The sequence below is a fragment of the Actinomycetota bacterium genome (assembly GCA_018333515.1).
GTDB lineage: Bacteria > Actinomycetota > Aquicultoria > Aquicultorales > Aquicultoraceae > Aquicultor.
In genome coordinates, this window is sequence record JAGXSZ010000036.1 from 38,447 (window position 1) to 61,326 (window position 22,880).

19 protein-coding genes and 1 tRNA gene are annotated in these 22,880 nt (G+C 54.8%); 17 read left to right on the forward strand and 3 right to left on the reverse strand.

The features are described 5' to 3' along the window. Window positions 1-134 precede the first annotated feature (134 nt). From KGZ93_10540 to KGZ93_10550, 3 genes are all read left to right on the forward strand, one after another. Window positions 135-680: a DJ-1/PfpI family protein gene (locus tag KGZ93_10540; protein ID MBS3910038.1), complete on the forward strand. Its 546-nt coding sequence runs from the start codon at window positions 135-137 to the stop codon at window positions 678-680. 485 nt (window positions 681-1,165) lie between these two features. Next, a complete protein-coding gene (gene trpE, locus KGZ93_10545) occupies window positions 1,166-2,656 on the forward strand; it encodes an anthranilate synthase component I (protein MBS3910039.1) in 1,491 nt (496 codons plus the stop codon). A gap of 285 nt (window positions 2,657-2,941) precedes the next feature. Next, complete coding sequence (locus tag KGZ93_10550; GenBank protein ID MBS3910040.1) at window positions 2,942-3,403, forward strand: ATP-binding protein; 462 nt, start codon at window positions 2,942-2,944, stop codon at window positions 3,401-3,403. Window positions 3,404-3,484: 81 nt separating this feature from the next. Here KGZ93_10550 and KGZ93_10555 read toward each other — a convergent pair whose 3' ends face one another. Next, window positions 3,485-4,264: a hypothetical protein gene (locus KGZ93_10555; GenBank protein MBS3910041.1), complete on the reverse strand. Its 780-nt coding sequence runs from the start codon at window positions 4,262-4,264 to the stop codon at window positions 3,485-3,487. 423 nt (window positions 4,265-4,687) lie between these two features. Here KGZ93_10555 and KGZ93_10560 point away from each other — a divergent pair, with 423 nt between their 5' ends. The 13 genes from KGZ93_10560 (at window position 4,688) to KGZ93_10620 (ending at window position 20,254) form a co-directional block, all read left to right on the forward strand. Continuing rightward, entirely contained in the window at window positions 4,688-5,236 is a 549-nt protein-coding gene (locus KGZ93_10560; protein MBS3910042.1) for a sigma-70 family RNA polymerase sigma factor, read from the forward strand. Further along, window positions 5,237-6,346 carry a hypothetical protein gene (locus KGZ93_10565; GenBank protein MBS3910043.1) on the forward strand — a complete coding sequence of 370 codons (1,110 nt, stop codon included), beginning with the start codon at window positions 5,237-5,239 and terminating at the stop codon, window positions 6,344-6,346. A 254-nt stretch (window positions 6,347-6,600) separates the two neighbouring features. Further along, window positions 6,601-7,887 carry a hypothetical protein gene (locus KGZ93_10570; GenBank protein MBS3910044.1) on the forward strand — a complete coding sequence of 429 codons (1,287 nt, stop codon included), beginning with the start codon at window positions 6,601-6,603 and terminating at the stop codon, window positions 7,885-7,887. Between the two features lie 508 nt (window positions 7,888-8,395). Further along, complete coding sequence (locus tag KGZ93_10575) at window positions 8,396-8,986, forward strand: aminodeoxychorismate/anthranilate synthase component II (protein ID MBS3910045.1); 591 nt, start codon at window positions 8,396-8,398, stop codon at window positions 8,984-8,986. Between the two features lie 27 nt (window positions 8,987-9,013). Beyond that, window positions 9,014-10,039, forward strand: a complete 1,026-nt coding sequence (gene trpD / locus KGZ93_10580; protein MBS3910046.1) for an anthranilate phosphoribosyltransferase — start codon at window positions 9,014-9,016, stop codon at window positions 10,037-10,039. 2 nt (window positions 10,040-10,041) lie between these two features. Next, window positions 10,042-10,821: an indole-3-glycerol phosphate synthase TrpC gene (gene trpC / locus KGZ93_10585; GenBank protein ID MBS3910047.1), complete on the forward strand. Its 780-nt coding sequence runs from the start codon at window positions 10,042-10,044 to the stop codon at window positions 10,819-10,821. A 129-nt stretch (window positions 10,822-10,950) separates the two neighbouring features. Then, a complete protein-coding gene (locus KGZ93_10590; GenBank protein MBS3910048.1) occupies window positions 10,951-12,261 on the forward strand; it encodes a TrpB-like pyridoxal phosphate-dependent enzyme in 1,311 nt (436 codons plus the stop codon). Window positions 12,262-12,313: 52 nt separating this feature from the next. Further along, window positions 12,314-12,970: a phosphoribosylanthranilate isomerase gene (locus tag KGZ93_10595; GenBank protein MBS3910049.1), complete on the forward strand. Its 657-nt coding sequence runs from the start codon at window positions 12,314-12,316 to the stop codon at window positions 12,968-12,970. Between the two features lie 158 nt (window positions 12,971-13,128). After that, window positions 13,129-14,322, forward strand: coding sequence for a tryptophan synthase subunit beta (gene trpB, locus KGZ93_10600; protein ID MBS3910050.1), 1,194 nt, complete (start codon window positions 13,129-13,131; stop codon window positions 14,320-14,322). A gap of 2 nt (window positions 14,323-14,324) precedes the next feature. Then, the gene (locus tag KGZ93_10605) at window positions 14,325-15,131 is read left to right on the forward strand and encodes a tryptophan synthase subunit alpha (protein ID MBS3910051.1); all 807 of its coding nucleotides are present in this window, start codon (window positions 14,325-14,327) and stop codon (window positions 15,129-15,131) included. Between the two features lie 159 nt (window positions 15,132-15,290). After that, a complete protein-coding gene (locus KGZ93_10610) occupies window positions 15,291-16,145 on the forward strand; it encodes an acetyl-CoA carboxylase carboxyltransferase subunit beta (protein MBS3910052.1) in 855 nt (284 codons plus the stop codon). Beyond that, window positions 16,142-17,119, forward strand: coding sequence for an acetyl-CoA carboxylase carboxyltransferase subunit alpha (locus KGZ93_10615; GenBank protein MBS3910053.1), 978 nt, complete (start codon window positions 16,142-16,144; stop codon window positions 17,117-17,119). The genes KGZ93_10610 and KGZ93_10615 overlap by 4 nt, the downstream gene beginning before the upstream one ends. A 273-nt stretch (window positions 17,120-17,392) precedes the next feature. Beyond that, window positions 17,393-20,254: a SpoIIE family protein phosphatase gene (locus KGZ93_10620; GenBank protein MBS3910054.1), complete on the forward strand. Its 2,862-nt coding sequence runs from the start codon at window positions 17,393-17,395 to the stop codon at window positions 20,252-20,254. Between the two features lie 66 nt (window positions 20,255-20,320). Here the strand turns inward: KGZ93_10620 and KGZ93_10625 are convergent, their stop codons facing one another. Further along, window positions 20,321-20,902: a hypothetical protein gene (locus KGZ93_10625; GenBank protein MBS3910055.1), complete on the reverse strand. Its 582-nt coding sequence runs from the start codon at window positions 20,900-20,902 to the stop codon at window positions 20,321-20,323. 289 nt (window positions 20,903-21,191) lie between these two features. Further along, window positions 21,192-21,275: transfer RNA gene (locus KGZ93_10630), tRNA-Leu, on the reverse strand. 186 nt (window positions 21,276-21,461) lie between these two features. On the opposite strand from KGZ93_10630, the gene KGZ93_10635 reads away from it, so the two are divergent. Next, window positions 21,462-22,871: a histidine kinase N-terminal domain-containing protein gene (locus KGZ93_10635; protein MBS3910056.1), complete on the forward strand. Its 1,410-nt coding sequence runs from the start codon at window positions 21,462-21,464 to the stop codon at window positions 22,869-22,871. Window positions 22,872-22,880 lie beyond the last annotated feature (9 nt).

A 22,880-nucleotide genomic window follows, 5' to 3' on the forward strand; every position in this document is an offset into this window, starting at 1 on the left:
TCGAGCATGCCTTATATTAACAGCGTCCTTTCTTAAAAATATTTGGCTTATATCTTTTCTGAACGGTAAAAAAACTGCGCGAGGGTAAATAAGAACATGGAAAAGTTGCGCATCTAAATTTTGGAGGGATTTATATGGCCGACATGATAGACAAGACAGTTCTGTTTTTGGCGACTGATGGGCTTGACGCGAGGGCGTTCGAGATAATATGGGATTGCTTTGGCGATTTCGACGCATCGACGCGCATAGCGAGTTCATCGGCGGATGAAGAGGTCTGCGACTCGACCAGCTTGCTCAGCACGCATAGCGATATGTCGTTCGCGGACGCGGCCGGGCAAAATTTTGACGTTGTCGTTATCGCCGATGGCGCCACCGCGAACGCTGTCGCGGATAGCCTTGCGGGCAAGACGGTTATTTTGCGCGCGTTTGAGCAGAATGCCGCTATCGTTTCGGTAGGTGAGGGCGCGCTTGCTCTCATCGCAGCGGATGTCGTAAGCGGATTGGCGGTTGCCGCTCCACCATCCTTTAAGGAACCACTCGCCAATGCCGGCGCGACGCTGTCGAACGAGCCTCTGGCGGCGAGCGAAAATATTTTTTCAGCGCGCGATTCCGAAGCCGACCTTAAGGAACTATGCACGATGGTCTCTAAATACATAACCAGCAAGCGCGAAGCCGCGTAGCCGCCGGCTATGCGCCACACGGTGCCATAAATCCCTTACATAAAAGCCGTCCGCATTGACAGCGTATTTCGGCTGTGTTACCTTCACCTTAACTAAATATCTGCCTATGACGGGGAAAGTAGGCTGGAAGAACGGGTAAGAAGCGAGCCGGGTTTGGTGAAAGCCGGCACCGAGTTACTAGTCGAGTGGGCCCCTGAGGCGTAGACGCGAAAGGATTTTATCCCTAGTAGCGTCGCCGGAGCCTCCACCGTTAAAAGGAAGGGCGGTATAAGATAGTTTAAAGTTTGCGGTCCAAGACTCACACTCAAAAGCTCACAGTAAAAAGAGCAGACCGAGAAGCGAAGTATCCGTATCGTACACATGAGGCAGAACCTAGAGTCCATAAGACGTTAATACTGGGAACTGCGAAATTGGGTGGCACCACGAGACTTTTGACCCTCGTCCCATAGCGGGATTGAGGGTATTTTTATTTATGGAGGATAAAAATGTATACACCATCTCGAAGCGATTTTAAGAAATTGGCCCAGGACTACAACGTAATCCCGGTCTACAGGGAAATCATCGCCGACATGGACACGCCGGTCTCGGCTTTTCTGAAGCTCGGCAACGAGACCAACTCGTTCCTGCTCGAAAGCGTCGTCGGCGGCGAGCAACAAGGCAGGTATTCGTTTCTCGGGAGCAATCCCTACCTCGTCATCACCGCGCATGGAAATCGCGTTACGATAGAAGGCGAGGAGGACGCCGTTCTGGAGGGTGTCGATGACCCGCTCAGTGTGCTAGAGGAGAAGATGGGCGCGTATCGCCCGGCGGACATCGAAGGGCTTCCGCCGTTCTATGGCGGAGCCGTCGGATACCTCGGCTACGACGCCGTTCGCTACTTCGAGCAGATACCGCGGAACGCGACCGACGACCTCGACATCCCGGAGATGGTCTTTATGCTGACCGATACGGTAGTCATCTTCGACCACTTGAAGCATAAGATAAAAGTCGTTGTAAACGCCCGCGCAAACGGTGGCGACCTCAACGAACTCTACAGCGGCGCGGTCGAGAAGATCGACGGGTTAATTAAGAAACTGCGCGCGTCCATCGCCCACACTCAACTCGTTGAGCTGGCCCGTTTCAAGACGCGTGAATTCTCCTCGAATGTTACCGAGAGCAGGTTTACCGAGATGGTCGAGCAGGCCAAAAAATATATCTACGACGGCGATATCTTTCAAGTCGTCCTTTCGCAGAGATTTTCGACGCCCGTTACCATCGAGCCGTTCGATATCTACCGCGTGCTGCGCACCATCAATCCATCCCCCTACATGATATATCTCAAGACCGGGGATTGCGTGATAGCCGGGTCTTCCCCCGAGCCGCTCATTCAAGTTCAGGACGGAGCCGTTCTCACCCGGCCGATAGCGGGGACCAGGCCGAGAGGGGCGAGTGCGGACGAAGAGCGTATGCTCGAGGACGACCTCATGGGGGACGAAAAAGAGCGCGCCGAGCATGTCATGCTCGTCGATTTAGGCAGAAACGATATCGGACGGGTCTGCGGGCCCGGAACGGTCAAAGTCGATGATTTGATGTATGTCGAGAGGTATTCGCATGTCATGCATATCGTTTCGACGGTCACCGGCGAGCTGGCGGTAGGCAGAAGCGCGTACGATGCGCTGCGGGCCGCGTTTCCGGCGGGAACGGTCTCGGGAGCCCCGAAGATTCGGGCGATGGAGATCATCGATGAGTTGGAGCCGACGCTTCGAGGGCCGTATGCCGGCGTATACGGGTATTTCGGGTTTAACGGCAACCTCGATTGCGGTATAACCATCCGTACCATCGTTATAAAAGAGGGCCAGGCTTATGTTCAAGCCGGCGCAGGCATTGTCGCGGATTCGGTCCCGCAGAAGGAATATATCGAAACCAAGAATAAAGCGCGGGCGCTCTTCGCGGCGATAGACCAGGCCGGCTACGCAGGCACCGCTTTGCGGGCATAGAGGTAGGGGGATTGCTTGGCTGTTATGCAACCGGTTTGTTGTTGACGCTTGTAATATAGAGGCTTAAAATTAGATTAAGCATTAGTAAGTCCGGTCCGCGGAATACGTCGACGGGCATGGGAGCGTTTAGCCGGAGATGATGCTCTGTGTTGATTACAGTCATAGGCGTCCACAGGAATAGGTCGATGTTGTCGGGATTCTAAGCGTATGTTTTTACCCTGATTGTCAAGTGGTCGGCTGTAAAGGATATGATTGTTTTTGTGCTCACGTAAGAATGATCGCTCGATGTACAGGTGTAAACGGTGCGTTCTCCACAATTCCGTAGATGAGTTTACTATAGGGAGCGAATCATCGAACCTTGCCCGCATTCGCGACCATATAGATTTCATCGGCAATCACTGTGACCTCGATGAAAAGCAACTCTTCGATCTCCAAGTCGCCGTCGGTGAAGCCGCGGCCAATGCTATTGAACACGGCTCGCCGTTAGGACGTGACAATATCGTGCGCCTCAAAGCGACTTGCGATAGCGAGTATTTGACCGTTACTATAAAAGACGAGGGTCGATTTAGGCGCTGTGTGCGTGGGCCCAACGGCGAAGAGGTCGATTTCAGGGGGCGTGGTATCCCGCTCATGTTGGCGCTTATGGAAAAAGTCGCCATCGACGAGGCAAAAGACGGAACCTGCGTTATGCTCGTTACCCAAGTCGCGCGAAGCTATCATGTCAGCGAAGAGTTGGCCGGCTCATAAATCACTAGGGCGGCTCATAAAGATTTAGAGAATAGAAAAAGCCCGCTCATGAGCGGGCTTAAGCCATAGTCTCGGATGATGCTAGCTTCCTGCCGTGCCTGAGGTCTCAGTATCCTCGTTGCTTCCCAGACCATTACCGGGATGTTTCTTCCCACCCGCGAGAATAAGCTCTATCCAGGTGTTGAATTTCTTAAGGACTCTCGTCAGGCTTGCCTGGGCGTTCTTGGTGCCGTCACCGAACGGTGCTAGGTTAAACTTTGCGATCATTCTTTCGATATTCGCCGTGATGACGGCTGCCGCCCTTTGCAGGCCCCGCGCAGTCCCTGTGTTTTCAATTGTACCGCTATTATCGATAGTACGGCTATTATCGATAGTACGGCTGCTGTCGATACTCCCCAGCCCGCGCTCTTCCCGCAACGCCCTCTTTTCAGCTTTGCGCTCTTCCCGCAACGCCCTCTGCGCCGCTTTGTCCGCTTCTTTCTCGGCCCTTCTTAAGGCCCTGGTAGCGGTGTCTTCTCTACCCTCGTTGACATCGATATCTTTGAGGCGTTTTTCAGGCTTTCTCGGTTTTACATTCCTCGGGGTTGAATTCGCGTCATCGTCGTCATTCTCTGTCGTAGTGACGATATTTGCCTTGTCGGCGCCGGCCCTCCCGGCCCTCCCGCCTTCTTCGCGCTTGTCTTTCTTGGCCACATCGCCGTCTTCGCTTTCGTCGTCCGCGGCCGCTGCTTCCGGATATTGTCTCTCCTGGCTCTTGCCGGTCGCCTTGCCCGCGGCGGTATCGGATTTGCCGGATGCCGGTGCGGCGGCGGGCACTACGAGCATTGCCGCTAAGAATAGGGCTAATAGTCTTTTGAACATTTTTTCCTCCTCGATAATCCTCTGCTTAAAAGCGGTTTATAGATTTGGCGAGCGCTCTATAAAATGGCGCTTGGTGTGGCAGTATTCAACCACTTAAACGGAGCTAAAGCCACAAGGTTACGGCCTAAATTAAAAATACGTGAGAGTTTTTAGATACTAATACATCGTAGCCGGAAAACGTGAGTATACATTTATTATGTTGTTGACGATAGAATGGTGGGGAGCGTTATGCGTGGCCGGTATCGGCGCTTAAGGGCCTAAGCCGCGATCAATCGCAATCCCTGGTCGCAGGGTCGCTATTTTGAACCGCAAAATCCCTGAGACATGAATTAGGATGGGCGAAGGCTTGTTGTCCTAAAATTATTCGTTTACCCGTAACTAAATGGTCGAATAGCCGTTAAAACAAGTGAAAGCTATGGCAATATGGATACACTAACGGACATCAAAGAACTAGTAGAAAGAGCTAAAAACTACGACACCGAAGCTTTCGGTCGAATTTACGACCTGTACTTTGATAAGATTTTTAACTACGCCTACTATAAGGTAGGCAACCGCCATGAAGCTGAAGACATTGCCGAACAGGTGTTTTTAAAAGCCCTCGAGAAGATATCGGGTTTCGAATGGCGGGGAGCGCCGTTTTCGTCCTGGTTATTCAGAATCGCCTCCAACCTGGTCATCGATTTTTATCGCGCAGGCAAGTATGAGATGGTCGACATCTCGTGCGAGGAGGATTCTCTCTATGTCGGCGGGTGCGGACCGGAAGAGTCCGCGATGCGCGAGCACGATAGGGCAAGCCTGGTCGATGCGATAAAGACGCTCACCGAGGAGCAGCAGCAGGTGATAATATTCCGCTTCATCTTGGGGATGAGCAACGAGGAAGTCGCCGAGGTAATAGGTAAGAATGTAGGTGCGGTCAAGGCATTGCGGCACCGAGCTATAAACGCTCTAGGCAAGACTTTAGGGAGAGAGTAAGTGAAAAGGGATATCATCGACGTACTAGACGAGTGTGTCGAAGCAATCATAAAGGATGAGAAGACGTTGCGAGAGTGCCTCGACGCATACAATGAGGAGCGCTTCGCGCTTGAGCCGCTGCTCGTTTTAGCGCTGCGATTGAGAGAGGCCGCGACAATCGAGCCCGACTATGAGAAAAAACGCGCGGCGAGAGAGAGGTTGCTCGCAGCGGTCGAGCATAAAGCATGGGAGACGGGTGTCGAGCGTCAAAGTATGTCGCGGAGATCGAGGCGGAATTTGAAGACGTCGTTTCTGAGCAGGCCGTTCGCGAAGCTGGGCATTGTGACACTGGTCTTCGCGATGTTGAGCGGCGGCACTATTGTCATGGCCAAAGAGAGCTTGCCCGGCACCCCGCTCTATCCGGTAAAGCTTGCCGTAGAGAAAGTGAGAGTCGGGGTGGCCGGCAGCGATGAGAAAAAAGCCGTCCTATATTTGGATTTTGCGGCAGAGCGAGTCGATGAGCTGGAGGCTCTGGAAAAAGATAATAAAAATAACCCGGCCTTAGTAGAGGCGGTTGCCAAGAATATCGAGGCGGCCCAGACCGCGGCGGGAGATAACGAGAAGTTTAAGTCATCCATGGACGTTCTTGCCAAGAAGAACAGGGTTGTTCTCGAAGCGGTTTTGAAGAAAGTTCCGGAGACCGCGAAGCCTGCGATAGAGCGGGCGCTCAGTAACAGCGGGGCGCTCAGTAACAGCGGGGAGGTCGACGCCGGCGATGGAAGCAAAAACGATGTCGAGGCCGGGATCGATAAGAAAGGCTCCGGTGACGGGGTGAGGCGTGATAAAGAGTTAAACATGCGTGATGAAAGGCGGGCGGCGCCCGAGCCTGAGCAGCCACGAACTAAAAAGCCTAAGCAGTTTAGGGAGAGTACTCCGGTTAACGGTGAGAACATAAGCAGTGACGTTCAAGATGGCGGCGAGGAATCATCGCAAAGTACCGACACGACAACTACCGGGGCAGAAGCTAAAGATAAGAATGCTCCCGCATTTGGCGAATCCCGCGGTTTCGGAGCGAAAAGCGGAAAGTCCGGAAGCGATGACCTCCGAGGGGGCGCAACAAGGGAAAGATAGTTATAGGACGCAAATACTAAACACCAAGCCACAGCCCGCCACCCGCGGGCTCTTTGTTTTCTTTAAAATCAACGACGCGGATAGGCGAATGCCCGGCCTTTTTGAAGATAGTTGCATTTTTCACAAACTTCCAATAAAATAGGGCTACTAAATAGTTTGACGGCATGGTTGCAATACGATCCGATGCCTGGCCATACGACATGTAAAATAACGGCGCTCGTCAATCAAGCAGGAATTCGCAGAGGTGGATTGGAATGGATAACAGGCTTAAGACCGGGATAGATATGTTAGACCGCATGCTCGGCGGCGGGCTTTACGAGGGCGCTTCCTGCATGGTCAAGGGCGCTCCGGGTACCGGTAAAACGACGCTGGCCCTCCAATTTCTCGCGAACGGAATCGAGAACGGAGAAGCCGGCCTTTATGTAACATTCGAAGAGTTCTCAGCCTCCCTTTACCGGGACGCCGGCTCCATCGGCATCGACCTAGAAAAGTACGAAAAAGAAGGCAAGCTCAAGATGATTTTCACCACACCCGAGGTCTTTTTGAGCATAGCGCGCAAACCGGGTGGCGAGTTCGATGACGCTATCTTAAAATACGACGTCAAGCGCGCGGTGGTCGATGCGTTTAATCATCTCGAGAGCATCGGTGAGGAGCCTAAGCGTATGAGAAGTCTCGCTTATTCGATGGTAAATTCGTTCCGCAGGCATAAAGTCACGAGCATGCTCCTACAGGAAGACAGCCTTTTTCTCGGGGATGTCGGCGGGTTGGAATTCGGGCTTCCTTACATCGTAGAGACGATTATACAACTGAAGTACGTCGAGCTGGAGTCGAGGGTGCGCAAGGCGTTGCTCGTCTTAAAACACCGGGCGAGCGAGCACAGCAACGAGATATTGGAGTATAAAATAACGAATAAGGGTTACGAAATCGGCAGCCAATACGAGGCCGACCACGTGATTTCGGGCTCCGCCGTCAGGAGGGCACCCGTCGAAGGGCTGGTCAACTATCTCAAAGATTTTGGATCCTCGATGGATGTTTCGATACGCTTGATAGAGGATACGTTGATAAAAATGGGACAATCGTTACCGGAAGAGCGGTATCCCTCGAAGGAAGCTTTTTTCGAGGCGATAAAAAACGGCGAAGCGGCTATCTCGAAGCTGGAGTCACAGCCCATCCCGCTCGGCGCCGATATCTACGGCACCGCGAGTTGTCCGTTCAGGGATACCGTAAAGCAACTTAGTGATGAAAACAATGAAGCGTTTGTCGCTCTTACCGAAAAACATAGGATGTTGCATCCGGATGCGGCGGTGGTTCACCCATTTTGTGTCTGCCATCAAAACGTGCGAAAAATAATTCTCGATAAGACTCTTATAAACGGAAGCCGCATAAAGAGCCAGACTATTCTCTGCAGGAGCAGCGCCTTGGATAAAACGGCGTTCGATTCGCAAGCGCTCGATGATATCGGGCTCGATCAGGATGAGGCGCTCAAACTGTTGCGGGCGAACACATGCCTGTATAGGCTCGAGATAGATAAAGAACGATAAGAAACGGCGGAACAATTGACATGCTGTCGAGCATGTGTTACCTTCACCTTAACTAAATATCTGCCTATGACGGGGAAAGTAGGCTGGAAGAACGGGTAAGAAGCGAGCCGGGTTTGGTGAAAGCCGGCACCGAGTTACTAGTCGAGTGGGCCCCCGAGGCGTAGACGCGAAAGGAATATATCCAAGTAGCGTCACCGGAGCCTCCACCGTTAAAAGGAAGGGCGGTATAAGATAGTTTAAAGTTTGCGGTCCAAAGCTCACAGAGACAAGAGCGGGGCCATAGCCGAAGTATCCGTACCGTACACAAGAGGCGGAACCCGGAGAGCGCACGACACAAACATCCGGGAACCGTGAAATTGGGTGGCACCACGAGACTTTTGACCCTCGTCCCATACGGGATTGAGGGTTTTTTATTTGGGCAAGAATAGCCGCCGACAGGCCGCGGGCAGAGCGCCCGCTGCGAGCCGTCGAGTAGTTTGGAGGCCGTCGAGTAGTTTGGAGGACAATGATGATTGTAATGATCGACAACTACGATTCATTCACTTTCAATTTGGTGCAATATTTGGCCGAGATGGGTCAAGAACTCGTTGTTTATAGAAACGACGAGGTAAGTGTCGACGATGTCCTGGCGGACAAACCCGACAAAATCGTCATATCGCCCGGCCCGGGGAGGCCGGAGGAGGCCGGCATATCTATCGACCTCATAAAGGCGGCGGCGGGCAAGATACCGGTACTCGGTGTGTGCTTGGGACATCAGGCTATCGGCGCCGCATTCGGCGGCAAGGTCGTCCACGCGGGCGTTCTGGTCCACGGCAAGACCTCGAAGATAAGCCACGACGGAAAGACGATATTTGAGGGCTTGCCGAATCCGTTTATCGCGACGCGGTATCACTCGCTCGTCGTGGAGCGCGAATCGCTCCCGCCGGAGCTTGAAATATCGGCCGAGACCGAGGACGGGCTTATCATGGCGCTTCGCCGGCGCGACTTCCCCATCGAAGGCGTGCAGTTCCATCCCGAATCGATTTTGACAAGCGAGGGAAAGGCGCTCTTAAGGAACTTCGTCGCGGCAGGCGACACCAGCCGCGCCGCCGCGGTTTAGATAAGTGTTTGGGTTAAGGAGGGCAAGATGATCGTTCAGGCGATAAAGACAGTCATAGACCGCGACGACCTCACAAGAGACGAGGCCGAGCAGGTCATGGAGATTATGATGAGCGGCGAGGCAACACCGGCGCAGATTGCATCGCTTATTACCGCTCTGCGCATGAAGGGCGAGACGGTCGATGAGATATCCGGCTTCGCCAAGGTAATGCGGGATAAAGCGAGCCGCATCCAACCCAAGGTCGTCGAGATAGTCGATACCTGCGGTACCGGCGGCGACCAGCAAAATACTTTTAACATTTCGACGACGGTCGCGTTCGTAGTGGCGGGTGCGGGCGTCCCGGTCGCCAAGCATGGAAACCGGTCGGTGTCGAGCAAGAGCGGCAGCGCCGATGTTTTGGAGGCGCTCGGGATACGGATAGATTTGACCCCCGCCGAGGTCGAAAAAGCGATTGAGGATATCGGCATCGGTTTCATGTTCGCGCCTAACTTTCACGGCGCGATGAAGCACGCGCTCGGCCCGCGCCGCGAGATAGGCGTCCGGACCGTCTTTAATATCCTCGGCCCGCTGACCAACCCGGCAGGCGCGACCGCGCAGGCGCTCGGGGTCTATGACCCGGATTTGACCGAGGTCATGGCTCACGTGCTGGGCAACCTGGGCATCAAGCACGCGCTCGTCGTCCACGGCCATGACGGCCTTGACGAGCTGTCCAACACCGGTGAGAGCAAAGTCTCCGAACTCAAGGGAGGCACGGTCACGACCTACACGGTCATCCCGGAGGAGTGCGGGCTCAAGCGGACGAGTATCGATACGCTAAAAGGAGGAAACGCCGAGGATAATGCCAAAATAACACTTGAAGTGCTAGGCGGCGCAAAGTCGCCCAGGCGCGATATCGTGTTGATGAACGCCGCCGCCGCGCTGATCGCCGCCGATAGGGCTGAATCCTTCGAAGAAGGTGTCAAACTGGCGGCGAAATCGATAGACAGCGGAAACGCATTGGCTAAACTCGAAGCGCTCCGTGAATTTAGCCAACGAGCCGGCAGGGAGGGTTAAAATTGATACTCGATAGAATCGTGGCCGACACGAGGCTCTATGTCGAAGCGGCAAAAAAACGGCGCCCCATCGGTGAACTCATGTCGAGCAACGGCCAAGCAAGGCGCAGCCTTATAGGCGCCCTGCAATCGCGCCCCGTGGCGGTTATCGCGGAGATAAAGCGTCGCTCACCCTCGGGCGGCGAGATGAACACGGCATACGGGCTCGAAGAGCTTGCCGGGATTTATGAGCGCGGCGGCGCGGTAGCCATCTCCGTTTTGACCGACGAGAAATACTTTGGCGGCTCGCCGGAAGACCTGCGTCTAGTCAAAGGCGCGAGCGCCCTTCCGGTGCTGCGCAAAGATTTTATCGTCGACGCCTACCAGGTCTTCGAGGCGGGGTATTTCGAAGCCGACGCCATCTTGCTCATCGCCGCCATACTCGACGACGACGAGCTGGCCGCGCTGATGGATTTGGCGCACCAATTGGGTCTTGAGGTATTGCTCGAAGTTCACACAGAAGGCGAACTCGAGCGGGCAATCGAAAGCGGCGCGAGGCTCATCGGGATAAACAACCGCAATCTCGATACGCTCAAAACCGACTTGGCCACGTCTTTTGACTTGCTAGAGACGGTTCCCGGTGATAGGGTTGTCATAAGCGAAAGCGGCATTTCGACCGGCTCGGATATCGGCAAATTATTAGAGGCGGGCGCGAACGGTTTTCTCATCGGCGAAGCGCTTTTAAAGAGCGGCGACCCCGCGGCAAAATTGACCGAGCTGTTGAGCGCCCGGGCCGGCCGGTGATGAACTTAGCAATAGCCGGGTTCGAGGGACTTCGACTCAGTAGAGGCGTATTCAATCACGCATAGCGCGGTTTAAAGACATATGCAAATAAGCTAAGGAGTGAGTTATTTGAAGACAACGAAATTTTTAATGAGCGAAAAAGAGATGCCGACCGCATGGTATAACATTTTGGCGGACCTCCCCTTCCAGCTGGAGCCGTATCTCCATCCCGCCACAAAAGAGCCGATCGGTCCCGCGGACCTCGCACCGCTCTTCGCTATGGAGCTTATCAAGCAAGAGGTAAGCACCGAGCGGTGGATAGAGATACCCGACGAAGTCCGCGAGGTTTATAATCTCTACAGGCCGGGAGTGCTCTTCAGGGCGCACCGGCTCGAGAAAGCGCTCGATACCCCGGCCAAAATCTACTATAAGTATGAAGGCGGGAATGCGACCGGCAGCCACAAGCCCAACACCGCCATCGCGCAAGCCTATTACAATAAACAAGAAGGCATCATGAGGCTGTCGACCGAGACCGGCGCCGGCCAGTGGGGAAGCGCGCTCTCCATGGCGTGCAGCTTCTTCGGTATGGAGTGCGTCGTCTACATGGTAAGGGTCAGCTATGACCAGAAGCCATACCGGCGCTCGCTGATGCAGGTCTATGGGGCTACCGTCTATGCGAGTCCGAGCACGAATACCCAGACCGGCATGAAAATTCTTGAAGTCAGCCCGGATTCCAGCGGCAGCCTAGGCATCGCTATCAGCGAGGCGGTAGAGGATGCAGCCATGCGTGAAGATACCCATTATTCACTCGGGAGTGTTCTCAACCATGTTTTGTTGCACCAGACCGTTATAGGGCTGGAAGCCAAGGAGCAGATGGAGATGGCGGGCGACTACCCGGATATCGTCATCGGCTGTTGCGGCGGCGGCAGCAACTTCGCGGGCTTGAGCTTCCCTTTCATCCAAGATAAGCTAACCGGCAAAGAGATGCGGGTCGTGGCGGTCGAGCCCAAAGCATGCCCGACCCTTACCGAAGGCGAATATCGTTATGACTTCGGCGACACCGCCGGCTTGACGCCGCTTACCAAAATGTACACGCTCGGCCATGATTTTATCCCGGCCGGAATACACGCCGGCGGTTTGAGATACCACGGTGATTCGGCAATCGTCAGCGCGCTTTACGACAAGGGCATCATCGAGGCGGTCGCCTACCACCAGACCGAGGTCTTCGACGCCGCGCTGCAGTTCGCGCGCACCGAGGGAATAGTACCGGCTCCGGAGAGTTCGCACGCGATTCGCTCCGCTATCGATGAGGCGCTCAAGGCCAAGGAGGCCGGCGAAGAGAAGGTCATCCTCTTCGGTCTAAGCGGCAACGGCTACTTCGATATGACCGCTTACGATAGCTACTTGAAGGAAGGCCTGAAGGACTACGATTTTATGCTAGCCTGCAACGATAAGGAATAGCGGGGATATACCCGAAAACAAGAGTCGACACAAGGAACGATTGGCCGGGACAATGACGCGTGTGAAAATCTGCGGGATAACCAATAAAGAGGATGCGCTCCTGGCGGTGGAGTTCGGAGCGCATGCTCTCGGGTTTGTCTTCGCGGACAGCCCGCGCCGCATCGAGCCGGATCAGGCGCTGGGAGTCATAGACGAGGTATCGCCGTTTGTGGCGACAGTCGGTGTGTTTGTAAATACGCCCGTCGATGATGTCCAACGCGTAGCCGATTATTGCAATCTCGATGCGGTCCAGCTCCACGGTGACGAGACGCCCGAATACTGCGGGCAGCTGCGGGTCAAAGCCATCAAAGCGTTCAGGATGAGAAACTATACGGAGATCGAGGAGTGGCTTTTCAGGGAAGACGAGTTCGAGGCCGAGACGCTCCTTGAGCCGTCCAAGAATGTGAAGGCCTTTCTCGTCGACGCTTACGCCAAAGGCCGGCGCGGAGGAACCGGAATCCATCTAAACTGGGAACTCGTGCGCAACCTGGAGTCGCGAAAACCGCTCATTTTAGCGGGCGGTCTCGACCCGAAAAACGTCGCCCTCGCGATTAAAGTCGTCAAGCCGTACGCGGTCGATGTAAGCAGCGGCGTCGAATTCAAACCGGGGAAGAAAGATAAGCACAAGCTCCGTGAGTTTATGAGAGCGGTCTGCGAATGCGACCACTAAGACGAATCGGCGCGGGCGATTCGAAATGACAACGCGCGATTCGAAATGACAACGCGCGTTGAAGCGATAGCGTTTGGCAAAGCGAAAGCGTACCGAATATCGTCCCGTCGAGAGCATTTATCGATGCCGGTTGAGTTCCGGCAAAAGGAGTTAGTTTCATGCAATGCTTATTACCAGATGAGCGAGGTCATTTCGACGAATTTGGGGGGCAATTCGTCCCCGAGACGTTGATGACCGCGCTCGAAGCGCTCGTCGAAGCATATGAAAAGTATCGTGACGACGCGGCTTTCAAAGACGAACTCGCGTTTTATCAGCGAGAATATATTAGCAGGCCGACCGGGCTATACTTCGCCAAAAAGCTGACCGAGCATTACGGCGGGGCGAAGATATATTTGAAGCGCGAAGACCTCTGCCACACCGGTTCGCATAAGCTCAACAACACGATTGGCCAGGCGCTTCTGGCTAAGAGGATGGGCAAGAAGCGGATAATCGCCGAGACCGGCGCAGGCCAGCACGGAGTGGCGAGCGCCACCGCCGCCGCGCTCTTCGGCCTGGAGTGCGAGGTTTACATGGGCGAAGAAGATACCCGGCGCCAATCGCTCAATGTCTTCAGGATGAACTTGCTTGGCTCGGACGTGATTCCGGTTACCAGCGGGACAAAAACCCTGAAAGACGCGATGAACGAGGCGATTCGCGACTGGGTGACAAATGTCGAGACCACCTATTACCTGCTGGGTTCGGTCGGCGGACCTCACCCGTATCCAATGATGGTCAGGGATTTTCAAACCATTATCGGCCGGGAGACCAAAGAGCAAATCGAGCGGGCCGAGGGACGTGCCCCTGATTTCGTAATCGCGTGCGTCGGGGGAGGGAGCAATGCGATAGGTATTTTCTATCCCTTTATCGGGACGGAGACGAGACTTATCGGTGTCGAGCCCGCGGGCCACGGTCTTGAAAGCGGGCGGCACGGTGCGCCGCTCTCAAAAGGAGCCAGAGGAATCCTACACGGTTCGCTCAGTTATCTCCTGCAAGACGAATACGGCCAGGTTCTGCCGGCGCACTCCATCTCGGCCGGTTTGGACTACCCCGGTGTGGGGCCCGAGCACAGCTATCTCAAAGACAACGCGCTCGCCGAGTATGTCTCCATCACCGACGATGAGGCGCTCGAAGCCTTCAAGCTGCTCTCGCAGACCGAGGGCATACTACCGGCTCTGGAGAGTTCGCACGCTGTCGCCTATATCGATAAAATGATCGGGAGCACCGGCAAAGACGATATCATAGTCGTAAACCTATCGGGACGGGGCGACAAAGATGTCCAGGTTGTGGCAGCGGCGTTGGGGGTGAACCTCTAATCATGGCTATTACAAGCGTTAACAGAATCGACGCGGTCTTCGATGAGTTGGGGGCGGAAAGCCGAACGGCACTGATGCCGTATCTTATGGCCGGGTATCCCGACGTCGAAACCTCGCTTGAGCTGCTTGTCGCGGTCGCAAAGGCGGGCGCCGACCTAATAGAGTTCGGTGTGCCCTATTCCGACCCGCTGGCGGACGGCCCGACCATCCAGGCGGCAGGAGAAGCCGCGCTAAGAAACGGTGTAAACACCGACACGGTCTTTGATTTGGTCAGGCAGGCACGGGAGAGCGTAGATATCCCGGTCGTTATGATGACCTATTACAACACGATATACCGCTACGGTCTCGAGCGGTTCGCCGAAAAAGCCGCGCAAAGCGGCGTCGATGGCGTTATAGCTCCGGACCTTCCGCCGGAAGAGGCCGGCCCGTGGGCGGAGGCGGCATCCAAATTCGGCATCGCAACGGTCATGCTGGTCGCCCCGACCAGCACGGACAGGCGGATTGAAAGGATATCTGAACTCTCTAAGGGATTCGTATATTGCGTGTCTTTAACAGGCGTAACCGGTGCCAGGGCTAATCTGCCGTCAAATCTGACCGATTTTATACATAGGGTACGAGCGCTCACGGATAAGCCCCTCGCGGTAGGGTTTGGAATAAGCGAGCCCGAACAGGCGAAAGAGGTATCCGCGATAGCCGATGGCGTGATTATCGGAAGTGCCCTGGTCGGCCTGGTAGGAAAGGCCGGCGCCGGTTGTGTCGAAGCAGCCCGTGCCTATATGTCGAGCATACGAGAGGCGATAGACACGTAGGATTTTAATAGCTATACTAGCTAGAGACCGGCGTTGGAGCCTAGATGCTAGATAAAAGCACTGGTTAAGCTGGGTGATTTCCTTGAGTGTACGCGTGCGGATTTATCTAGATTAAAGATTAAAGACCTGACCCCTATTCTCGAAAAGCGCTGGTACTATATGCCGATTGGCGACTGGTTTAAGAAAGAGCAAAAAGACGACGCGCAAAGCGCTGAGAAACGCGCCGTTCCCGATGGCGTCTGGGAGAAGTGCCCCGGTTGCAACGAGGCGTTGTTTATCAAAGAACTCGAGCGAAACCATATGGTGTGCCCGAAATGCGACTACCACTTTTCTATCTCCGCGCAGCTGAGAATCGAGGATTTGACGGATCCCGGTAGCTTTGAAGAGCTGTGGGCCGAGATGTATTCCGAAGACCCGCTTCACTTTATGGGCGCTAAGGCCTATACCGTATCCCTCGATAAGGCTAAAAAGACGACCGGCCTCAAAGACGCGGCGGTCTGCGGCAGAGCGCTCATCGATGGGCGACGTGTCGCCCTTGGCGTCATGGACTTCAAATTCATCGGCGGCAGCATGGGAGCGGTCGTCGGGGAGAAAGTAACCCGCACTATAGAGTTGGCTACCGCTGAGAAAATTCCAGTTATTACGGTTAGCAGTTCGGGTGGCGCGCGCATGCAGGAAGGAATGATATCCCTTATGCAAATGGCGAAGACGAGCGCGGCGGTCGCCAGACACAGCGCGGCGGGCCTCCCGTACATCTCTGTGCTGGCCAATCCTACGACGGGTGGCGTTACCGCAAGTTTCGCGACACTCGCGGATATCATAATCGCGGAACCCAGGGCATTGATAGGCTTCGCGGGGCCGCGCGTTATAGAGCAGACCATCAAACAGAAACTGCCAAAAGATTTCCAAACGGCGGAGTTTAATTTACAGCACGGACAGATCGATATGATAGTCGACCGCGCTAATATGAAGCGTACGATATCCAGGCTCATCGACTACATGGGGTCACGATGAAACGTTTTGCATACGATTTCGAGCGGCCCCTGGTACAGCTCGAGACGAAATTAGAAGAGATGAAGAAGCTGGAATCGGCGGAAAAAGAAGACATTGCGGCGGAGATCCGTTACCTTGAAGAGCAGATTCAGAAGCTGCGTGTAAGGACTTATTCGAAGTTGACGGCCTGGCGGAAGGTCCAACTCGCGCGCCATCCCAACCGGCCAAAAATGGTCGACTATATCGAGGCCGTCTTTACGGACTTCATAGAAATCCACGGGGACCGCGCCTTTAAGGACGACCCTTCTATCACCGGTGGTTTTGCCCGCTTGGACGACGAGAAGGTCATGATACTCGGCCATCAGAAAGGCCGCAACACAAAAGAGAACATCGCCTGGAATTTCGGCATGCCCAATCCCGAGGGCTACCGCAAAGCGATTCGCGTAATGAAACTGGCCGACAAGTTCGGTTTGCCGCTGATTACTTTTGTCGACACACCCGGCGCCCATCCCGGCATAGGCGCTGAAGAGAGAGGCCAGGCCGTGGCGATAGCCGAAAGCATTATGGAATTGAGCGGGCTAAAAGTGCCCGTTATCGTGAGCGTGATTGGCGAAGGCGGCAGCGGCGGGGCGCTGGCTATCGGTTTCGGAGACCGGGTCATCATGCTCGAGAACTCATATTACTCGGTAATCACGCCCGAAGGGTGCGCCGGCATTCTTTGGAAAGGTGAGGTCGGCGCCGAGCACGCCGCGGAGGCTCTGGGATTGACCGCTGATAGGCTGCTTGAGTTAGGCATCGTCGATACCATCGTGAAAGAGCCGCTGGGAGGGGCGCACCACGCCCCGGCACTGGTGGCTCGGAATCTTAAGAAAGAGATTGTCGCGGCTTTGGGTGAACTCAAGGCAGCGGGGCAAGATTCGCTTGCGGACAAGCGATACGAGAAACTCAGGAGCATCGGGCATTACGCCGAGCGCTCGAATACGCCGGCTAAATAGTCGGCCACTCTTCTCGACCGACCACATCCCGACCGGTAGCTTCCCATAATATGCCTAAAGTCACTGTCAAATTTTGTCGATAAAGTAATTGTCAGGCAAGACGAAAAAAGCAGAAGTCATGGCGAGGCTTCTGGGTCGTGGCAGACGGCTTGACTGACAATCAAGTCCCGTTCCGAGGAGCGGGACTTTCTCATTGTGCGCCCGGCGGGGCGCACGCACTCAAACCACCCGGTATTCTTTGACTTAATCGTAAAAGCTTAAGATAATGGATATATGGGGATTCGCGATACTGTCGACAAGAATAAAGGGATACGACGAAAACTTCTCTTAAGTTACTTAGCAATCATAATTCCCTTAGTCGCAATTAGTATAGTCTCATACTACGGGCGCTACATCGAACGCCGGCAAGATGTTTTGACGGCGCGCCATGTCGTCGCGCAAGTCGTTGCCGCGAACTTCGAGCACCTTCTCAAGGACGTGGTTACAACTGAGCGGGCGCTTGGTATAGCTATCGAGGAGAACGATTATTCGCGGCGCGGCGCGAGTTCATTTTTATCGCGCGTATCCGGTAGTTATCCGGTGTTTAGCCTCGATTATGTGAAGAGAAACGGCGAAATATTCGCGTCTTCCAACCCGAAATTAGTCGGTCGCAAAATCAACCCAGACCTTATCGACCTGGACGGCTTAATCGACGGCAAAGATTGGCTGGTCACCCCGATGTACATCCATGAAAACGGCGAGATGGGTTTTGATGTGGTTGCGGGGATATGGGATGGCCCCGACTTCGCGGCCGCGGTAGTAGCATCGGTAGACGCTACCAAGCTCGACCAATACTTTACGTTTAAAGTACCGGGCGGCGGATATAACATAGTCGACAATAATGGGATAGTCGTCTATCAAAGCCAAAATCCCAAGCTTGCGTTCGACCGGCGAGATTGGAAGTCGCATGAGTTCATAGAAACGACACTTGCCGGGCGCGAATACCTATCTTATGGGATGGTCTTTCCTGTCGACGATAGCTTTCGCATGGGGGCGCAAGTCCCGATCGGGAGTATCGGGTGGAGCGCGGGCTCCTTTGTCCCGGTCGACCAGGTCATATCTCCCATCTTCGGCGCCTTGTTGCGCGGGCTCCTGCTTGCGTCGATCATCGCTTTACTCGCGGTAATCCTCGGCCTGGGGCTTGGGGGAAGGATAGTCAGGCCTATCACCAGTCTTGCCGAGAAGGCCCGGTTGATTGCCGGGGGTGATTTTAGCGTCGATGTCAGCGGCATCAAGACCGGTGACGAGATAGAAGAGCTGGCGCTGAGTTTTAATTCGATGCGGGAAAATCTCCGCGATTATGTCGGTGAACTCAAAGGAATCGTCGAAGCCGGTGAGAAGATGAACCTCGCGCTAAACATCCCGGTCGTTACCCATGCCGTCGTCAACGTGTTGCGCGGCTATTTCGGCGCCGAGGCGGTCTGGTTTGCCTTCTACCACGAGGCTGAAAAGAAGTTGGTAATCGAGTACTTTTGGAGCGATAAAGATATCAATTTAACCGGCCGCTCGATGGCGCCCGGCGAGGGAATCGCGGGAAAGGTCTTGATGACGGCAAAGCCTGTCGTTACCCGGGACTTGGCATCGTCTGAGTTTATGTTCAAAGAAGAGGCGCTCAAAGCCGGTTTCGATGCGGCCATCACACTCCCCCTCATATCCGGCGGCGGCGCTCTCGGGGTCGTTGGCCTCTACATGTCGCAAATCAGAATGGGCGGGGTGACCGAGAAACAAATGAGCTTGTTGATGGCGCTGGCCAACCAGGCGGCGGTCGCCATCGAAAACGCGCGCCTCTATGAGGAGACGCGCAAATCGGAGCTGATGCTTAGAGCCTCGAATGAGGATTTGCGGATTCTCAACAGAGTCGCCCTCGATATGTCTTCCGGCCTGGACATGGAGGAACTGCTCGACAAGATCATCAAGAATGCCATGGACCTCGTTGCGGCCGATATAGGGTCGCTCGGTCTCTACGATGAAGAGCGAGGGAAGATATCGTACCGTTATCGCTCGGGCGTTCCCGAGCTACACGCGCCTGATATGATACCCGCGGATTTGGGGCTTACCGCAACGGTGCTCGACAGCCGCGCGCCGGTGGCGACGAACGATTATCGCAATGACCCCCGGGCCGTAAAAGAAGCCCTGGCGCTCGGGGTAAACGCGGTAGTGACGGTTCCGCTTCTCGTCGGCGAACACCTGTTCGGGATAGTACAGGTCGCCGCGGTCTCGGAGAAGGTTTTCAGGGACGGTGACGCCGCCTTGCTGGAAGCGGTCGGGCGTCAAGCGGCGGTCGCGATTGAGAACGCGACGCTCTACGAAAAAGAACGCGATATCGCCGAGGTGCTGCAAAACGCGTTGCTTTCCGCCCCCGATGAGCTACCCGGGCTTAGCTTCGGCCTAAAGTATAGAGCCGCGACGGAAAAGGCGCGAGTAGGCGGTGACTTCTACGACTTCATAGACCTGCCCGACGGCAAGATAGGTATCGTCATTGGCGATGTGTCGGGTAAAGGGCTTCAGGCGGCGACCGCGACGGCGCTCGCCAAGATGACGATACGGGCGTTTGCCCATGAGCACGATTCGCCTGCCGACGTTTTAGCCCACGCGAACAGCGTCATCGAATCGCAGATGACGCACGGCCAGTTTATCACCATCACATACCTCATCGTCAATCCGGCGACCGGGCGATTTTCTTACGCGATAGCGGGCCATCCGCCGGCAGCCGTTCTCAACCGCGCGACATCGACCGTGCGTTTCCTGGAATTGGGCTCGACACCATTGGGAGCGCTCGACGGAGTCACATACGAGCGCTTCGATGATGAGATAGCCGTCGATGACGTCGTTCTTCTGTATACCGATGGCTTGCTCGAAGCGCGGAGCAACGGACAACTCTTCGGCGAACCCGGCATCTCGAAAGCGCTCATCGATATTGCGTCGATAGACGTCGCGGACATGCCGAGCGCGATCTTGGAGGCCGCGGCGAGCTTTGCCGACGACGAACTCGATGACGATGTGGCGGTCGTAGCGTTTTCATTGGCGGAACCCGCACCCGGGTTTTCGGAACCCGCCGAAGACGTCGAAGATACCGAAGATGCCGATTACGCTTAAGACGAGATGGTATCGTAAGATGAATCTGTGGTCGGGTTTGTGCGCGGCCTGGGTTAAAGCGCCCGCTTAATCGGTGGAAAGCTGGGCTATTATCGAATCCAAGAGTTCCTTATTGTCTAGCTGCGCCCTGATTTCCGGGTCGATGTAGACCTCGGCGGCTTCCGCTATCAGGCCCGCGCGGTTCGTAGAATTGACGGTATTCCAGTCGATTTCTTTCACTTTTTCTCTCGTCAGCGTGACGGCGGCGGAAATCTCCACACTGCTTTCGCCGGCCCGGTTTATAAACGTCCCGAACTGGACCATTTTCACCCGTTCGACGCCGGTCATCTCGAAGAGCAAGGGCATGACCTTGGTCGAATCGTTGGCTATGTCGAAGAGGACCTCATCGTCGTCCTCGACGTCGTCGTTGAAGTAAGAGACTGTAATCAGGTTCTTAGCGGGGTCTTTCTCAACATCGGTGATTTCGAGGTCTGTGTTGTCTAACAGGTAGTCCTTGACCTGTTTAACATCTATAGTCGCGAGCGGAACTCCATCCGAAGAGTTGCCCCGAGGGAATAGCGTCACGCCGACTACTGCCAGCACGACCAGTATGACGACGCCCAGCAAGGTTTTCTCGAGCCAACTCGAAGCAGACTTCTCTTCCATCATGTGTGACTTCCTCTCCAGGAAGTTTGCGCCCGCCCCCTAGACTTTACGACTCTCTCGATAGCGTCTTGTAGTGTGTCGAGGTTTCGTGGTCTCGTCTGTCTAGGTAGGCTATAGTATTTGTTTTCCTTTATGGCACCAGTATACCACTGTACCGGGGACGTTGTTACGGTTGTTACGGATATTATGCAACCGGCGCGCGCGTGGTGACGGCTAGACTAAAAATTAAAGACCTGACCCCTGATTATTCGGTCGGCTAAAAAGAATAAGACCCGGAAAACCGGGTCTTAAGTGCCGAAGGCCGGGATCGAACCGGCATGAGGTTGCCCTCACTGGTGTTTGAGACCAGCGCGTCTGCCTATTCCGCCACTTCGGCCGAACCGGCTCCAGACCGCTACCTCACAATTATATTTTACGACATACGGCGGGTCAAGGACGATAATCACGAAGACGGCGCGGGGAGCGGCGGGCACGAACGGTTTGCAAGTCATTCATACCTCGCGGAAAAATGTTACAATCAGGTTGAGATTCCAATAAAGAGTATCTCAGGGGGAGTCTTAGATTGCGGACATCAGATGTTTTAAGCGGGGTTCCCGGTTTGACTGTGGAGCAGAAGGAGAAGATAGCGGCGGTATCCAAGAACATCCAGCTTTTGGCTGATTTAGGCTACTCGGATATCGTCGTTTACTGCAGAGTCGAAGGCGGTGTGCTGGTAGTCGCTGCGGCGCGCCCTAATACGGCTAGTTCTTTTCATCCCGAGGGCATCGTCGGACAAATCTTTAAGGAAGCTCCGCTCGCCGTTACGAAGGCGTTTAAGAACGGAGCTTTTTCAACAAAAAAGAGCATCGGCGGCGATGGTGAAGAAATCGAGGTAGCGGCCATTCCCATAAGGCTGGACGACGTGGTAATAGCGGTGATGGCCAAAGAATGGCGGCTCCGCGAGAATTGGCGTCCGAGCGAGATGGAGCAGATGTATATCGAGGCGGCGGATGACTTGATGGCGATGATAGGGGCGGGTGTCGATATGGGAATCGGCTTCCCTTCATCGAAAGAGGCCGGGGATGGGTTGATTAGGATAGACCCGAACGGAATCATCACCTACGCGAGCCCGAACGCTGTCACCATCTACCGCCGGTTGGGGGTCGAGGGCACATTGCCCGGCCAATCAATCTATATGATAGGGCTGAATGAGAGCCCGGTTTCGAGCGCGATGGAAGACCGCATAGCGGTCAGCAGCGAAATCACTGAAAAGGGTATGACTGTGGCGAAACGGGCGATTTCCTTGATAGAAAACGATCGCCTCAAAGGCGTCGTCGCCATCGTCGGCGATGTGACCGATGTGCGCGCGCGCGAGCAGCAGCTTAAAATCAAAGAAGCCACTATTAGGGAGATACATCACCGGGTCAAAAATAATCTGCAGACGATTGCCAGCCTGCTGAGGCTCCAATCGCGCCGGATGACCACTCCCGAGGCGCAGCAAGCGCTGATGGAGAGCGTCGGCAGAATATCGAGTATCGCGGTCATCCACGAGATTTTATCACAGACGGGCAGCGGCACTCTCGATTTTAAGGAGATAGCGACCAATATCAATAAAATGATACAGACGGGACTCGTACAGCCGGACAAGTTGATTACGATTGCCACACGCGGCAGCGCGGGCAAAATTCCGTCTCCGATGGCGACGGCGCTGGCTTTGATCTTGACGGAGCTGGTGCAAAACGCGGTGGAGCACGCGTTTGAAGAGAGAACAACCGGTAAGATAGTTATCACGCTTAAGAGGCGCGGCAATATGCTTACGATGGAAGTAAGCGATAACGGTAGCGGCTTGCCGGAGAACTTCGAGCTTAACAACTACGGCAATTTGGGCATGAAGATAGTTCACACCCTGGTCTCGGATGAGCTGGGCGGTAGCTGGGAGATAGCGGGCGGCAACGGAACAAAGGTCGTTGTGCGGGTGCCGGTCGTCCAGTAGCGGATAGAG

What these genes read in the sequence shown, in the direction of transcription:
- KGZ93_10540 (MBS3910038.1), top strand. Translation starts at nt 135, where the DNA reads ATGGCCGACATGATAGACAAGACAGTTCTGTTTTTGGCGACTGATGGG.
- trpE (MBS3910039.1), top strand. Translation starts at nt 1,166, where the DNA reads ATGTATACACCATCTCGAAGCGATTTTAAGAAATTGGCCCAGGACTAC.
- KGZ93_10550 (MBS3910040.1), top strand. Translation starts at nt 2,942, where the DNA reads ATGTACAGGTGTAAACGGTGCGTTCTCCACAATTCCGTAGATGAGTTT.
- KGZ93_10555 (MBS3910041.1), bottom strand. Translation starts at nt 4,264, where the DNA reads ATGTTCAAAAGACTATTAGCCCTATTCTTAGCGGCAATGCTCGTAGTG.
- KGZ93_10560 (MBS3910042.1), top strand. Translation starts at nt 4,688, where the DNA reads ATGGATACACTAACGGACATCAAAGAACTAGTAGAAAGAGCTAAAAAC.
- KGZ93_10570 (MBS3910044.1), top strand. Translation starts at nt 6,601, where the DNA reads ATGGATAACAGGCTTAAGACCGGGATAGATATGTTAGACCGCATGCTC.
- KGZ93_10575 (MBS3910045.1), top strand. Translation starts at nt 8,396, where the DNA reads ATGATTGTAATGATCGACAACTACGATTCATTCACTTTCAATTTGGTG.
- trpD (MBS3910046.1), top strand. Translation starts at nt 9,014, where the DNA reads ATGATCGTTCAGGCGATAAAGACAGTCATAGACCGCGACGACCTCACA.
- KGZ93_10590 (MBS3910048.1), top strand. Translation starts at nt 10,951, where the DNA reads ATGAGCGAAAAAGAGATGCCGACCGCATGGTATAACATTTTGGCGGAC.
- KGZ93_10595 (MBS3910049.1), top strand. Translation starts at nt 12,314, where the DNA reads ATGACGCGTGTGAAAATCTGCGGGATAACCAATAAAGAGGATGCGCTC.
- trpB (MBS3910050.1), top strand. Translation starts at nt 13,129, where the DNA reads ATGCAATGCTTATTACCAGATGAGCGAGGTCATTTCGACGAATTTGGG.
- KGZ93_10605 (MBS3910051.1), top strand. Translation starts at nt 14,325, where the DNA reads ATGGCTATTACAAGCGTTAACAGAATCGACGCGGTCTTCGATGAGTTG.
- KGZ93_10610 (MBS3910052.1), top strand. Translation starts at nt 15,291, where the DNA reads ATGCCGATTGGCGACTGGTTTAAGAAAGAGCAAAAAGACGACGCGCAA.
- KGZ93_10615 (MBS3910053.1), top strand. Translation starts at nt 16,142, where the DNA reads ATGAAACGTTTTGCATACGATTTCGAGCGGCCCCTGGTACAGCTCGAG.
- KGZ93_10620 (MBS3910054.1), top strand. Translation starts at nt 17,393, where the DNA reads ATGGGGATTCGCGATACTGTCGACAAGAATAAAGGGATACGACGAAAA.
- KGZ93_10625 (MBS3910055.1), bottom strand. Translation starts at nt 20,902, where the DNA reads ATGATGGAAGAGAAGTCTGCTTCGAGTTGGCTCGAGAAAACCTTGCTG.